The sequence below is a fragment of the Chthonobacter rhizosphaerae genome (assembly GCF_013839525.1).
GTDB classification, from domain to species: domain Bacteria; phylum Pseudomonadota; class Alphaproteobacteria; order Rhizobiales; family Pleomorphomonadaceae; genus Chthonobacter; species Chthonobacter rhizosphaerae.
This window is the reverse complement of sequence record NZ_JACDIS010000006.1, coordinates 373,969-387,858: the sequence shown is the minus strand read 5'-3', so window position 1 is coordinate 387,858 and position 13,890 is coordinate 373,969. Positions and strand designations below refer to the sequence as shown.

General features: G+C 70.0%; 10 protein-coding genes and 1 pseudogene. All 11 read left to right on the top strand.

The features are described 5' to 3' along the window. Window positions 1-724: 724 nt before the first annotated feature. The 11 genes and pseudogenes from HND91_RS13715 (at window position 725) to rseP (ending at window position 13,723) form a co-directional block, all read left to right on the top strand. Entirely contained in the window at window positions 725-1,678 is a 954-nt protein-coding gene (locus tag HND91_RS13715) for a porin (RefSeq protein ID WP_181707133.1), read from the top strand. A gap of 504 nt (window positions 1,679-2,182) precedes the next feature. Beyond that, window positions 2,183-4,645 (top strand): BON domain-containing protein, encoded by a 2,463-nt coding sequence (locus HND91_RS13710; RefSeq protein WP_181707132.1) that lies wholly within the window; start codon window positions 2,183-2,185, stop codon window positions 4,643-4,645. A 200-nt stretch (window positions 4,646-4,845) separates the two neighbouring features. Continuing rightward, on the top strand, window positions 4,846-5,646 hold the full coding sequence (locus HND91_RS22790) for a hypothetical protein (RefSeq protein WP_246329465.1): 801 nt from the start codon (window positions 4,846-4,848) through the stop codon (window positions 5,644-5,646). 394 nt (window positions 5,647-6,040) lie between these two features. Beyond that, a pseudogene (gene rpsB / locus HND91_RS13700) lies at window positions 6,041-6,784 on the top strand (30S ribosomal protein S2); the annotation flags it as partial. Between the two features lie 334 nt (window positions 6,785-7,118). Beyond that, the gene (gene tsf / locus HND91_RS13695; protein ID WP_181707130.1) at window positions 7,119-8,045 is read left to right on the top strand and encodes a translation elongation factor Ts; all 927 of its coding nucleotides are present in this window, start codon (window positions 7,119-7,121) and stop codon (window positions 8,043-8,045) included. A 177-nt stretch (window positions 8,046-8,222) separates the two neighbouring features. Further along, entirely contained in the window at window positions 8,223-8,942 is a 720-nt protein-coding gene (gene pyrH / locus HND91_RS13690) for a UMP kinase (protein ID WP_181707129.1), read from the top strand. Window positions 8,943-9,039: 97 nt separating this feature from the next. After that, window positions 9,040-9,603, top strand: a complete 564-nt coding sequence (frr, locus tag HND91_RS13685; protein WP_181707128.1) for a ribosome recycling factor — start codon at window positions 9,040-9,042, stop codon at window positions 9,601-9,603. 93 nt (window positions 9,604-9,696) lie between these two features. Continuing rightward, window positions 9,697-10,437 (top strand): isoprenyl transferase, encoded by a 741-nt coding sequence (locus HND91_RS13680; RefSeq protein ID WP_343057340.1) that lies wholly within the window; start codon window positions 9,697-9,699, stop codon window positions 10,435-10,437. Between the two features lie 2 nt (window positions 10,438-10,439). Then, window positions 10,440-11,300, top strand: a complete 861-nt coding sequence (locus tag HND91_RS13675) for a phosphatidate cytidylyltransferase (protein ID WP_181707126.1) — start codon at window positions 10,440-10,442, stop codon at window positions 11,298-11,300. A gap of 13 nt (window positions 11,301-11,313) precedes the next feature. Then, complete coding sequence (dxr, locus tag HND91_RS13670) at window positions 11,314-12,531, top strand: 1-deoxy-D-xylulose-5-phosphate reductoisomerase (RefSeq protein ID WP_181707125.1); 1,218 nt, start codon at window positions 11,314-11,316, stop codon at window positions 12,529-12,531. 73 nt (window positions 12,532-12,604) lie between these two features. Continuing rightward, complete coding sequence (gene rseP / locus HND91_RS13665) at window positions 12,605-13,723, top strand: RIP metalloprotease RseP (protein ID WP_181707124.1); 1,119 nt, start codon at window positions 12,605-12,607, stop codon at window positions 13,721-13,723. Window positions 13,724-13,890 lie beyond the last annotated feature (167 nt).

Below are 13,890 nucleotides of genomic sequence, written 5' to 3'. Positions count from 1 at the left end.
CAACGTCGGTGTGGACTACACCGTCACCTCGGGCCTCGTGCTCACCGGTGAAGTGTCCTACGCCGAGATCGACGACGAAGACTCCCTGCAGGGCGTCCTGCAGCTGTCCCGTACCTGGTAATACGGTCCCCCCTCCAAAGGGAACTGGCGGAGAAAGGCTCGGCTTCGGCCGAGCCTTTTTTCTTTTCGCATGATCGAGAACGAAGAAGGCCCGGCTCGATGCCGGGCTTTTTCGTGCACGGACGATTCTCTCGCACGCACGGACGATTCTCTCGCGCGCAGTGAATCCCGGAGGTCGGCCTCGCGCCGCCGGCCGGATTCCTGGAACGGAATCGGTGATACCGAGCCGCAACATATGAGCCGGCGTCGTGCTGAGCGGGTGATCCGCGCGCTTCCCTGAGGCGCAAAAACCACACAAAGAATTGCAAGAAATGCATACCGCGTTGCGTTTTCGCAACAGCGGCTGTTCGTCCGCGCCTTCTCCACCGGCCGGCGCCGGATGGTCGTTGATCGTTAGGTCTCCATCGGCAATTTATGACCTGCAAGATCTGACAGTTCAGATCGAACTTCCTGCGGGCCGAAGGTCGGAGACACCCTCCACTTCTTCCCGGCGGAAGAGAACGGGACTCGCTTCTGGGTAGCGGTCACGGTCGCCAAGTTCGGCGAGCGAAGAGCGTGAACGGCGGAGCTGGTTCCTCCTCGGGTAGTCTTTGGAGGTCATGTGATGAACATCAAGACCATTATGCTCGGCACCGCCGCCGGCCTGATGACCGTGTCGGCCGGTTACGCCGCCGATCTGCCGGGCGAGCCGGTTCCGGCCGCTGTCGACTACGTGAAGGTGTGCGACACCTTCGGCAAGGGCTTCTTCTACATTCCGGGCACCGAGACCTGCCTGGACATCTCCGGCCGCGTGCGCGCCAAGGCGGACATCGACTTCGACGACGACGTCGGCTTCGCCGTCGACGGCCGCGTCCAGTTCGACGCCCGCAACGGGACCGAATACGGCGCTCTGCGCTCGTTCCTCGAGCTGAAGACGGAAAAGACTGGCAAAGGCATCGAAGTCGGCAAGGCCTTCATCCAGCTCGGCTACGTGACCGTCGGTTTCGCCGCGGACTTCTTCGACGGCTTCGGCGCCGTGTACGGCGATACCGACCGCAACAAGTTCGGCTCGACCGACCTGCTCGCCGGCGTGATGGTCGACGACCTGGGTGGTGGCTTCTACGCCGGTCTTCAGGCGATCGCCGGTGGCACCGCTTTGGACGCGGGCACGACCGACGACTTCGAAATCCAGGGCATCGTCGGCATCTCCGACCAGCCGTGGGGTGAGGCTGCCATCGCGGCGTCCTACTCCGACGCGACCGAATCCTTCTTCGTGAAGGCCGGCGCGGAACTGACCGTGACCGACGAGCTGAGCGCTGCGGCCTCCGTGGCTTACGATGACGCGGCGGAAGACCTCTTCCTCGCGGTCGGCGCTTCCTACGCCGCGACCGACATGATCACCGCCTACGCGAACTTCGGCTACACGATCGACTCGACGACCGGCGCCGACGACACCTACGGCGTGACCGTCGGTGCCGACTTCGCGGTCGCGTCCGGCCTCGTGCTGACGTCGGAAGTGGTCTACGAGGAAGCCGGCGACGAGTTCACCGGTCTCCTCCAGCTGTCCCGCACCTGGTAATCAGGGATTGGCGTCCGCCTCGGCGGTCTGCCAAGGAGAGCCCGGCCTCGCGCCGGGCTCTTTTGCGTTTCGGCGGCAGGCGGATTCGGACGATGGACGGGGTCCGGGAAGGGTGGGGTCAGGTCAGGCTGAACCCTGGTCGATCGACGAATTTGTCGCCGGATTCCACCGGCTGATGGTTTGGCGACTTGTGCTGTGCCGCTGGGTTCGCATGCGGCGGGTCGGTTTCGCTTGTCGGGCCTGGGTAACCCGGTGGCGGGTTGGGCGCGTGCCGGCGGGGTCGCCCGCACGTCTCGATGAGATCCGGGTCACGCCCGCGCAGGATCTCGCGGCCGATGCTCTGGTCGGCCGACGGCTGTCGCGGCCGTCACACGCATCGTGTTCGATAATGCCGCATCCATCATCCTCCAGACGAGTTGCGCGCGTCTCACCCTGCACATAGGCTCGCCCCAACGCGGCCGCGGCGCGTTCGGGCCGTGGCGGAAAGGTTGGGGGAGGGCATTCATGGCGGGCTGGAAGGTCCAGGCTGCATCCGTAACGGCTGTCGCCGCCGTGCTGACGGTCGCGGCCGTCGCTATCAAGGGCGGCGACATCGAGGAGTCGATCCGCGAGCGGGCCGGCGCGGCGCTGGCGCCGGAGGTCACGTCCTGGGCGGGGCTGGAGGTCAACGGCCGCGACGTGACCCTGACGGGCGCGGCGCCCACGCCGTCGGCCCGCGAACTTGCGGAAAACCGGGTGGAGCGGCTGTTCGGCGTCCGTGACGTGGACACGGACGACGTGGAGCTCCTGCCGGAACAGACGCCCTATGTGGTCCGCATGGTCCGCCAGAACGGCGTGCTGACGCTGGAGGGATCGGCTCCGTCCGTGCCGGAGCGCGCCCGCATGATGGCGGCGTTCACGACCGCGGTGCCGAACCTCGCCTACAACGACCGCCTGAGGCTCGCCCGCGGCGCGCCGGAGCGCGGCTTCGCCGAGGTGCTGCAGACGCTCTATCCCATCCTCGGGGAGCTGAAATCCGGCGTCATCACCCTGTCCGACACCACGGTGACGATCGAGGGCGAGGCCGCCTCGAACGAGGCCTATGGGCGGCTTCAGGTCCCGCCCGCCCTGCCGGCCGGCTATACGCTCGCGTCCACCACGGTGGTGCGCCCGATCGCGGCGCCGTTCAGCTTCACGGCCGAAATCGACCCGAACGGCGTGGCCGTCTCCGGCTATGCGCCGGACCCGGACGCGCGCAACCGCCTGTTCGGGCTCGCCCGCACGGCGGCGGGCCTCAATCCCGTGAGCGACCGGGTCGACCTCGCGTCGGGCGCCCCCGACGGCTTCGTGGAGACCGCCGCGGCGGCGATCGACTTTCTCGACCAGCTCGCCACCGGGCGGATCGACATCTCGGGCGACCGGGTGATCGTGTCCGGCGTGGCGGCGGACCCGGCGTCCTGGCGAATGCTGAACGCCCATCTGGCCGCCTGGAAGCCGGCCGGCTTCCAGGTGGAGGCGAACGTCGGCCTTCCGGTGGTCGCTCCCTATACGCTCGCGGCCGTCCGGTCGGGCGACAAGCTGACCGTGACGGGGTTCGTGCCGACGGACGCGGTGCTCGCCGGGCTCAGGTCCGAGGCGACCCGGGTGGCGGGCCCGAACAACGCGGTCGTGGAGGCGACGCTCGCGGACGGCGCTCCGGACGGCTATCCGGGCGCGGCGAGCTTCACGATCCAGGCGCTCGACCATGTGTCGGCGGGGACGGCGTCGCTGGCCGACCGCCAGATCACGATCTCCGGCTCGGCGGCGACCAGCGCGGATCTTCTGGAGCTGGAGGCGCTCGTCGCCTCGGCGACGCCGGAAGGCTACACGGTGACCTCCACCGTGACGCCGCCGGTGGTGTCGCCGTTCGTCTGGTCGCTGGAGAAGACCGAGGACAGCCTCGTGGTGGCCGGTTTCGTGCCGAGCGAGGCGGCCCGCACGGCGATCCGCGAAGTGGCGGAATCGGTCTCGGGCGATCTCGCGGTAGCGGACCGCACCCAGCTGGCGGCCGGCCTGCCGGCGGGGGTCGACCTGGAGGCCGTCGCGGCTTTCGCGGCGGACCAGATCGCGCGGCTGGACGGCGGCTCCGTCCGGCTGGAGGGCGAGACGCTGTCGCTGACGGGGGCGAGTACGAGCGCCCGCACGGCCGCGACCGTGACGTCCGCGTTCGACCAGGCGCTGCCGCCGGCGGTCAAGAAGGGGCGGGTCACCGTGGACGCGCCGGCCGCCCTGCGGTTCACGGTGGAGCGCGCTCTCGACACGGTGGTGATCTCCGGCACGGTGGCGGACGCCGCGGCGCGCGACGCCGTGTCGGAGACGGTGCGCCGGAGCTTCGGCGCCGTCGACGTCAAGATGAGCCTGGAAGAGTTTCCCGGCCTGCCGGCGGGCGCGACCGACGCGGTCGTGGCGGCGGTCCATGCCGCCTCCCTGCTGGCGACCGGCAAGGTGGAGGTGGACGGCTCGGTCGTGACCGTTCAGGGCAAGGCCTTCACGGGGGTGGGCGCGACGCGGCTTTCCACCGACGTCGCCACGGACCTGCCGTCGGGCTATCGGCTGGACGCTTCGATCAGCGTCGCCAAGCGGGAACCGCCGGTGCCGGCGACCGCCTGCCAGCCGCTGGTCGACGCCGTGCTCGCCACCAACGCGATCCGGTTCGACACGGGATCGGGCGCGATCGCGGAGGAGAGCCACGGGCTGGTGGACCGGGTGGCCGCCGTGCTGCAGCGCTGCCAGGGCGTGACGGTCCGCGTCGAAGCCATGAGCGACGCCCCCGGGCCGGTGGACATGCTCGCCAAGGAGCGGGCGGCGGCGGTGGCGCAATTCTTCAACGCGACGGGGATACCTTTGGAAAGCATCGAGTCGGCCGGCGTGGAAGCCCTGGCGCCCGCGCCCGGACCGGCCGCATCCGATCGGCGGATCGCCATCACGGTCCGACCGACCACGCCGTGACCGCGTCGCATGGGGGCGACGGCGACGGCGATAAAGGCCTGGGGAGGATGACATGATCTATCTGACGTTCGCGCTCTGGCCCTATGTGGCCATCGCACTGGCGCTCGGGGTGCTGATCGGCTGGTTCACGGCCCGGCCCTCAAGCGAAAGCTGAGCGAGGCCCTCGGGTCGAACCACGGGATAGGGAAGGGGGTGTCACCATGGTCTGGCTTGTGGTCGAGTCCTTCGTGCTGCTGCTGCTGACGACGGCGCTGGGCCTGTTCGTCGGGATCGGGGCCAAGCACATGTTCGCCGCCGGCTACGGCCGAGGGCCCGCGCTGGCGGGGGCGGCTGCGGCGGCGGGCGGCCATGGTCACGCCCGCGCGGCCCTGGAGCCCTCCCCGGCTCCGACGCCCGCGCCGGTCGCCCCGCCGATCGTGGCGGTGGCTCCCCGGGTGGAGCCCACCGTGGTGGCGCCTCCGGAACCGCCGGTCGTGGTGCCCGCCGAGGAGATGCCCGCCGCAGTCCCGGCCGCGCCGACGACCGGCGTGGAAGCCGCCGCGCCGGCGGCGTCCGGCGGCAAGGAGACGCCGGAGGCGCCCGCCTGGATCTCGACGGATCCGGTCGCCGCGCCCGTCGAGGCGACCGCTCCGGCGGCGCCTCAGCCGATCGCCGCTGCGCCGGTGGCCGCCGAGGTCGCTCCGGCGGACGAGGCGGCGGCCGAGCCTGTCGCGCCGGCGGACGGCATCATCGACGCCGAGAAGGCGGCGAGCGCCGACCAGGTGGGCGTGCGGCCCAACCCGCTCGCCGGCCCGCGCGACGGCCAGCCGGACAACCTGAAGAAGATCAAGGGAATCGGTCCGCTGAACGAGGCCCGGCTCAACGCCCTCGGCATCTACCACTTCGACCAGATCGCCGCCTGGTCCACCGACGAGGCCAAGTGGGTGGGCACCTATCTGGCCTTTCCAGGCCGGATCGAGCGGGAGAAGTGGGTGGAGCAGGCCGCGACGCTGAAGGGCTGACACGCTCGCCGGCCCCGGCGGAGCGCGCGCCGGCGGCGGCCGCTTTCGGTCGCGAGCATCCGTCATCGGGTGTCTGCGGCCGCGTGTGCCCGGCCGTTGGCTCTGGCGGACGCGGTGGCCCGAGGCCGTCGATACGGCAATCGTGGGTCGGCGCGGGCCGCCGGTCCCGGCCGGCTGTGGGCCGCCGCGGCGCCTCTTGGGGGGCGTCGGCGGCCGGAAACACTTGCAATGACCGGTGCACCTATCCTATATGCCGCGCCATCCCACACGCGGGAGCCGCGGGTGCGCACGTCGTCGTGCGCGTCCGTCCGGTCGGTTGCCGGGCCTCGTCGAGGTCCGGGCTCATCAACCGAAGTCCCGCGGAGGTCGAACCGGAAAACAAGGACCGTTTCTGATGGCTCTGCCTGACTACACTCTCCGCCAGCTGCTCGAGGCCGGTGTCCACTTCGGCCACCAGACCCACCGCTGGAATCCGAAGATGAAGCCGTACATCTTCGGCGAGCGCAACAACGTGCACATCCTCGATCTCGCCCAGTCGGTGCCGCTGCTGCACCAGGCCCTGAAGGCGGTGTCGGACACCGTCGCCCGTGGCGGCCGCGTGCTGATCGTCGGCACCAAGCGCCAGGCCCAGGAGCCGGTGGCCGCCGCCGCCCGCATGTCGGCCCAGTATTTCGTCAACGCCCGCTGGCTCGGCGGCATGCTGACCAACTGGAAGACGATTTCGGCCTCGATCCAGCGCCTGCGCAAGCTCGACGAGACGCTGAACGGCGACGCCGCCCAGCGCCTCACCAAGAAGGAGCGCCTGGTGATGACCCGCGAGCGCGACAAGCTGGAGCGCGCGCTCGGCGGCATCAAGGACATGGGCGGCACCCCGGACCTCATCTTCGTGATCGACACCAACAAGGAGAAGATCGCGATCGACGAGGCCCGCCGCCTGGGCATCCCGGTCGCCGCGATCCTGGACAGCAACTGCGATCCGGACGGCATCACCTACCCGGTGCCGGGCAATGACGACGCCGGCCGCGCCATCGCGCTCTACTGCGATCTGGTCGCCCGCGCCGCCATCGACGGCATCTCGCGCGGCCAGGGCTCGATGGGCATCGACATCGGCGCCGCCGAGGAGATCGTCGTCGAGGAGCCGGCTCTCGCCGAGGCCAACGACGCCGCCGCCTGACCAGGGGCGCCCCTCCTGATCGTTCACGCGGCGGGCGGACCCTTGTCGGTTCGCCCGCCGTTTTCCTGACCGACCCGAGTTTTTCCCGTGTCGGCGCCCGCCGTTCGGCGTCATCAGGGTGTCGGCTTCAAGCGCTAGCGGCTTTTGCGGTCCCGGCTCTTCGGTCCGGCTCCGCGAGGGCCGCCCGACGACGCGACATCCTGGAGCATGGCCGATCCCACGAGGGTCGGACCACGCGTTCTGGCCCCGACGGACGAGCGGCCGCCGCACCGCCGTTCACGACATGGAAGAGGATCCGATGAGCATCTCGGCTGCACAGGTGAAGGAGCTCCGCGAGAAGACCGGCGCGGGCATGATGGACTGCAAGACCGCCCTGACCGAGACCGGCGGCGACCTGGAGGCCGCGGTCGACTGGCTGCGCGCCAAGGGCCTGTCCAAGGCGGCCAAGAAGGCCGGCCGCGTGGCGGCCGAGGGTCTCGTGGGCGTCGCCCTCGACGGCGCCACCGCGGCCGTCGTGGAGGTGAACTCCGAGACCGACTTCGTGGCCCGCAACGAGGCCTTCCAGGGCCTCGTGCGCAACGTGGCCTCTGTCGCCGTGAAGAACGGCGGCGACCGTGACGCCACCGCCGCGGCCGCCTATCCGGGCAAGAGCCACACGGTCGAGGACGAGGTGAAGGAACTGGTCGCCACCATCGGCGAGAACATGACCTTCCGCCGGTCGAAGGCGCTGTCGGTTCCCGCCGGCGTGGTCGCCCCCTACGTGCACTCCGCGATCGCCGACAGCCTCGGCAAGATCGGCGTGCTGGTGGCGCTGGAGTCCACCGGCAACGCGGACGAGCTGATGAAGCTCGGCCGGCAGATCGCCATGCACGTGGCCGCCACGAACCCGCTGGCGCTGTCCGCCGACGAGATCGACCCGGCCGTGGTCGAGCGCGAGCGCGCGATCTTCGCCGAACAGGCGAAGGAAAGCGGCAAGCCGGCCAACGTCATCGAGAAGATGGTCGAGGGCCGCATCCGCAAGTTCTTCGAGGAGTCCACGCTCCTGAAGCAGGCGTTCGTGATCAACCCGGACCAGACCGTCGAGCAGGCCGTGAAGGCCGCCGAGGCCACCGTGGGCGCGCCGATCAAGGTGGCGGCCTTCGTGCGCTTCGCTCTCGGCGAGGGCATCGAGAAGGAAGAGACCGATTTCGCCGCGGAAGTCGCGGCGGCAGCCGGCAAGGGCTGAGCATCGGACGAGACCTGGGGCGTCGGCCAAGCCGGCGCCCCAAGCGTATCCGGCAACATCCGTCGACATGATCCGCCCGAGAAAACGGCCCGCGACAGTCGATAAGGCGGTGCCATCGGCGGACCGAGCGGCTATTCTGATCGCCGCGTCTTCCCGTCTCCCTCGGAGTAATACCGCATGGCTGACCAGCCGATCTACAAGCGCGTCCTCTTGAAGCTGTCCGGCGAGGCCCTGATGGGCGCCAAGGGCTACGGCATCGACGGCGCCGTCGTGGACCGGATCGCCACCGAGGTGGTGGAGGCCTACCGGCTGGGCGTGGAGATCGGCATCGTGGTCGGCGGCGGCAACATCTTCCGCGGCGTCTCGGTGGCGGCGGAGGGCGGCGACCGGACCACCGGCGACCACCTCGGGATGCTGGCGACGGTGATGAACTCGCTGACGATCCGCTCGGCGATCGCCGCCAGGGGCGTGCCGTCGGAGGTTCTTTCGGCGGTCGCCATGCCGACCGTGTGCGACACCTTCACCCAGCGCGGCGCCGACGCGGCCTTCGCGGCGAAGAAGGTGGTGGTGTTCGCCGGCGGCACCGGCAACCCGTTCTTCACGACCGATTCCGGCGCCGCGCTCCGGGCCGCCGAGATGAACTGCGACGCCCTCCTCAAGGGCACGCAGGTGGACGGCATCTACAGCGCCGATCCGAAGAAGGATCCGACCGCCACCCGGTACGAGACGCTGACCCACCAGGAGGTGCTCTCGCGCGGTCTCGCCGTGATGGACGCGGCGGCAATTGCGCTTGCTCGCGACAATCGTATTCCGGTAATCGTCTTTTCCATTCACGAGTCGGGCTCCTTCGTGGACGTCCTGCTCGGGCGCGGTCGCGCGACCATCGTGACTCCATGACCGTCCCATGCGCCGGGCCGTCGGGCGGTGAGCCGCCCCGGGCATCGGCGGGCGGTCCGCCGCCGGGCTCCGGCGGCTCCAGGGAAGGATAGGAACCATGGCTGACGACGAATTCGACCTCGGCGACCTGAAGCGGCGCATGCAGGGCGCGATCAGCGTCTTCAAGAACGAACTGTCGGGCCTGCGCACCGGTCGCGCGTCGGCGAGCCTGCTCGATCCGATCGTGGTGGAGGCCTACGGCTCCACCATGCCGCTGAACCAGGTGGCGACCGTGAGCGTTCCGGAGGCGCGCATGCTCTCCGTTCAGGTGTGGGACAAGCAGATGGTGGGCGCGGTGGATCGGGCCATCCGCGAGTCCAACCTCGGCCTCAACCCGATCGTGGAAGGCACGCTGCTGCGCCTGCCGATTCCGGAGCTCAACACCGAGCGCCGCAAGGAAATGGTCAAGATCGCGCACAAGTACGCCGAGGCGACCCGTGTTTCCGTGCGCCACGTGCGCCGTGATGGTATGGACGAACTGAAGGAACTGGAGAAGGAAGGCCTCATCGGGGAGGATTCCAGCCGCTCCTATTCCGAGAAGGTTCAGAAACTGACCGACGAGACCATCGCCGAGGTCGACAAGCTCCTGTCCCAGAAGGAACAGGAAATCATGCAGGTCTGAGGGACACAGGCTTGCCACGCGTGGTGCGGACGCATGGCTGCGGGCGGCGGCCGTGCGACCCCCGGGGGCTCCATGACGACGAGTGAACCAGTGATCAGACCAGCGGCCCGGGATGTGGCCAGGCTTCCCGCCCATGTGGCCATCATCATGGATGGCAACGGGCGGTGGGCGCGCGCCAAGGGCCTGCCCCGCACGGAGGGCCATCGACGCGGCGTGCAGACGCTCCGCGACATCGTCCGACACGCCGGCGAGGTGGGCGTCCGCTACCTGACGCTCTACTCCTTCTCGTCGGAGAACTGGAGCCGGCCGCTGGAGGAGGTGCAGACGCTGATGCTGCTCCTCAAGGTCTTCGTGCGCCGTGACCTCGCCGAACTGGTGTCGTCCAACGTCCAGGTGCGGGTGATCGGCGAACGGTCGGACCTGCCGGCGGACATCCTCGGCCTTCTGGAGGAGGCGGAGACCCGCACCGCCGGGAACGACGGCCTGACGCTTGTGGTCGCGTTCAACTACGGCGCCCGCAACGAGATCGCCCGGGCCATGCGGTCGATCGCGACCGACATCGCCGCCGGCCGGCTCTCGGCGGATTCGGTGACCGAGGCGACCATCGGGGAGCGGCTCGACACGGCCGGCATCCCGGACCCGGACCTGATCATCCGGACGAGCGGCGAGCAGCGCCTCTCCAATTTCCTGCTCTGGCAGGCCGCCTACGCGGAGTTCTACTTCTCCCCGGTGCTCTGGCCGGACTTCTCGGCCGACCATTTCGACGACGCCCTGGAAGCCTTCTACGCCCGCGACCGACGGTTCGGCGGGCTCAAGGTCGGGGCAGAGGTCTGAGCATGTCCGCGGGCCAGCCCGAGGAGCCGCGTCGGCCCCGTTCGGACCTGCCGCTCCGCCTGGCGTCCGCGCTGGTCATGATGGCGATCGCCGCGGGCGCGGTGGTGGCCGGCGGCTACGTGTTCGCCGGCCTGGTGGCGATCGGCGCCGGCCTGGTGCTGCACGAATGGAACGCCATGGCGGGCCCGTTTCAGACCCGCGCCGCCGACAAGGCGAGCCTCGTGCTCGTCGCCGTGTCGGTGTTCGCGTCCATCTGGGACCCGGTGTCGTCGATCGCCGCGATCGCGGCCGTGACGGGCGTGCTGGTGCTCCTCGGCGCCATGGACCGCAAGCTGCCCTGGCTCGGCGCCGGCATCGTCTACGCGGCCCTGCCGGGCGTCGCCGCCATCGTGCTGCGCGGCAACGGCGCGCCGGGCGAGACGACCAACGGCCTCGTGGCGCTGGCCTTCGTGTTCGTGGTGGTGTGGGCGGCCGACAGCGCCGCCTATTTCGTCGGCCGCTCGGTGGGCGGGCCGAAGCTCTGGCCGCGCGTGTCGCCGAAGAAGACCTGGTCGGGCGCGCTCGGCGGGCTCGTGGGCGCGGTGGCGGGCGGGCTGGCGGTCGCCGAGATCGGCGGATTCCGGGCGAGCGCCGTGCTGGCCGTCGTCATTCTGGTCCTGGCGGTCGGATCCCAGGCGGGGGACCTGTTCGAATCCGCCTTGAAGCGCCATTTCGGTGTGAAGGATTCCAGCCACCTGATCCCCGGTCACGGCGGTGTGATGGATCGGGTGGACGGTCTCGCTGTAGCCTTGGTCCTGGCCGCCGCCATCGGCATGGCGCGCGCGGGCGGGGCGGACGTGGCCACCGGCCTGATGGCCTGGTAAGGAGAGGCGACGCATGCACCTGCCCCGATCCGGCGCGCTCGCGCCCTCGTCCCGGTCGGGGCCGCTGCGGATCTCCGTGCTGGGGGCGACGGGGTCGATCGGAACGTCCACGCTGGACCTGATCGGCCGGGAGCCGGACCGGTTCGACGTGGTGGCGCTTACCGCCCAGTCCAATACGGCGGCCCTCGCCGAGGCGGCGGTCCGGGTCGGCGCCGCGGTGGCGGTGATCGGCGACGAGACGGCCTATGGCGAGCTGGCGGAGCGGCTCGCCGGCACGGGAGTCGCGGCGGCGGCCGGTCCGGACGCCATCGTGGAGGCGGCGGCGCGGCCGGCGGACCTGGTGGTCTCGGCCATCGTGGGCGCCGCGGGCCTCGCGCCCTCGCTGGCGGCGCTCGGCGCCGCGGAGGCGGTGGCCCTCGCCAACAAGGAGACGCTCGTTTCCGCCGGCACCCTGTTCATGACCGAGGCGGTGCGGCGCGGCGTGCGCGTGCTGCCGGTGGACAGCGAGCACAACGCCATCTTCCAGGTGCTCGACGCGGAGAACATCCGCGAGGTGGCGGAGATCATCCTGACCGCCTCGGGCGGGCCGTTCCGGACCCTCTCCCTCGCCGAGATGGCTGGCGTGACGCCCGAGCGGGCGCTGAAGCACCCCAACTGGTCGATGGGGCGGAAGATCAGCATCGACAGCGCGACGCTCATGAACAAAGGCCTCGAACTCATCGAGGCGCATCATCTTTTTCCGGTTCGGCCGGACCAGCTGAGCGTCGTCGTCCACCCCCAGTCGGCGGTGCACGGGCTGGTGCGCTACACGGACGGCTCGCTGCTGGCCGAACTGGGCTCGGCCGACATGCGCACGCCTATCGCCCACTGCCTGGCCTGGCCGGAGCGCCGGCCGGCGCCGGTGGCGCCGCTCGACCTCGTCGCGCTCGGCACGCTGACCTTCGAGGCGCCGGACCGGGCGCGCTTCCCATGCCTCGCGCTCGCCGAAGCCGCGCTCGCCGAGGGGCGGGGCGCGCCGTGCGTGCTCAACGCCGCCAACGAGATCGCCGTGGAGGCTTTCCTCGACGGGCGGATCCGATTCCTGGACATTGCCGCGGTGGTGGCCGATACGTTGTCCAGGGCGCGCGGGGCGGGCATGATGGCGGAACCCGCGTCGCTCGTCGACGCCGAAAGCCTGGACGCGTCCGGCCGCCGGCTGGCGGCGGCCGAGGTGGCGCGCCGGATGCAATGAATTTCGTCAGATCCCTCGTCGTTGCCCGCGGCCTAGCGGCACCCGGGGCGGGCCGGGATCCGGGAGGACCACGATGGACATGATCACCGGCTTCGGCGGTTCCGTGCTCGGAACGCTGATCCCCTTCCTTTTCGTGCTCACCATCGTGGTGTTCTTCCACGAGCTGGGCCACTTCCTGGTCGCCCGCTGGTGCGGCGTGGCGGTACGCACCTTCTCGGTGGGTTTCGGGCCGGAGATCGTCGGCTTCAACGACCGCCACGGCACCCGCTGGCGGATCGCCGCGATCCCCCTCGGCGGCTACGTGAAGTTCATCGACGACATGAGCGCGGCGAGCACCCCCAACCGCGACGCCGCCATCGCGCACCACGAGGGCTCCTTCCAGGGCAAGAGCGTGGCGCGCCGCGCCGCCATCGTGGCGGCCGGGCCGATCGCCAACTTCATCCTGGCGGTGGTGATCTTCGCCGGCCTCTTCATGGCGGCCGGCAAGCCCGTGTCGGCGCCGACGGTGGACGGCGTGCAGGAGAACAGCGCCGCGGCGGTGGCGGGCTTCCAGGTGGGCGACCTGATCAAGTCCATCGACGGGGCGCCGGTGGAAAGCTTCACCGACCTGCAGCGGGTGGTTTCCGGCAGCGCCGGCACGCCGCTGACGATCGTGGTGGAGCGCGCCGGCCAGCCGGTGACGCTGACGGCCACGCCGGAGCGGCGCGAGACCACGGACCGGTTCGGCAACGTGCACCGGGTGGGCATGCTCGGCCTGCAGCACACGGCGCGCAACGTGACCGTGGTGACCTACGGCCCCGTGGGCGCGGTCGGCGAGGCCGTGAAGGAGACGAGCTTCATCGTGACGCGCACGCTCGACTATCTGTGGGGCGTGATCATCGGGCGCGAGTCGCCGGACCAGCTGGGCGGCCCGATCCGGGTGGCGCAGGTGTCCGGACAGGTGGCGACGCTTGGAATTGCACCGCTCATTAACCTTGCCGCGATCCTATCGGTTTCGATCGGTCTGCTTAACCTTTTCCCGATACCGTTGCTCGACGGAGGCCATCTGGTCTTCTACGCGATCGAGGCCATCCGCGGTCGTCCTTTGTCGGAACGGGCGCAGGACTACGGGTTCAGGGTCGGATTCGCGATTGTACTGGCGTTGATGGTGTTCGCGACATGGAACGATTTGATGCAGTTGGCCGCCGGATGATCCGCACCCGGCGATTCCGCGGAACACCGTGGCGAGGCGGCAACTGTCTGGTGAGAAACGGGTCTCACGCGCCGTCCCGCCTTGCCAGTCTTCCTGAACACTGTAAAAACCGAACGTCGAGACTCCGGCGCCGCTTTCCGATCCGGACCTCTGAAGCGATCAACGGG

Coding starts and splice junctions, on each gene's coding strand:
- HND91_RS13715 (WP_181707133.1), top strand. CDS start 725: ATGAACATCAAGACCATTATGCTCGGCACCGCCGCCGGCCTGATGACC.
- pyrH (WP_181707129.1), top strand. CDS start 8,223: ATGGCTGACCAGCCGATCTACAAGCGCGTCCTCTTGAAGCTGTCCGGC.
- dxr (WP_181707125.1), top strand. CDS start 11,314: ATGCACCTGCCCCGATCCGGCGCGCTCGCGCCCTCGTCCCGGTCGGGG.
- HND91_RS22790 (WP_246329465.1), top strand. CDS start 4,846: ATGGTCTGGCTTGTGGTCGAGTCCTTCGTGCTGCTGCTGCTGACGACG.
- tsf (WP_181707130.1), top strand. CDS start 7,119: ATGAGCATCTCGGCTGCACAGGTGAAGGAGCTCCGCGAGAAGACCGGC.
- rseP (WP_181707124.1), top strand. CDS start 12,605: ATGGACATGATCACCGGCTTCGGCGGTTCCGTGCTCGGAACGCTGATC.
- frr (WP_181707128.1), top strand. CDS start 9,040: ATGGCTGACGACGAATTCGACCTCGGCGACCTGAAGCGGCGCATGCAG.
- HND91_RS13710 (WP_181707132.1), top strand. CDS start 2,183: ATGGCGGGCTGGAAGGTCCAGGCTGCATCCGTAACGGCTGTCGCCGCC.
- HND91_RS13675 (WP_181707126.1), top strand. CDS start 10,440: ATGTCCGCGGGCCAGCCCGAGGAGCCGCGTCGGCCCCGTTCGGACCTG.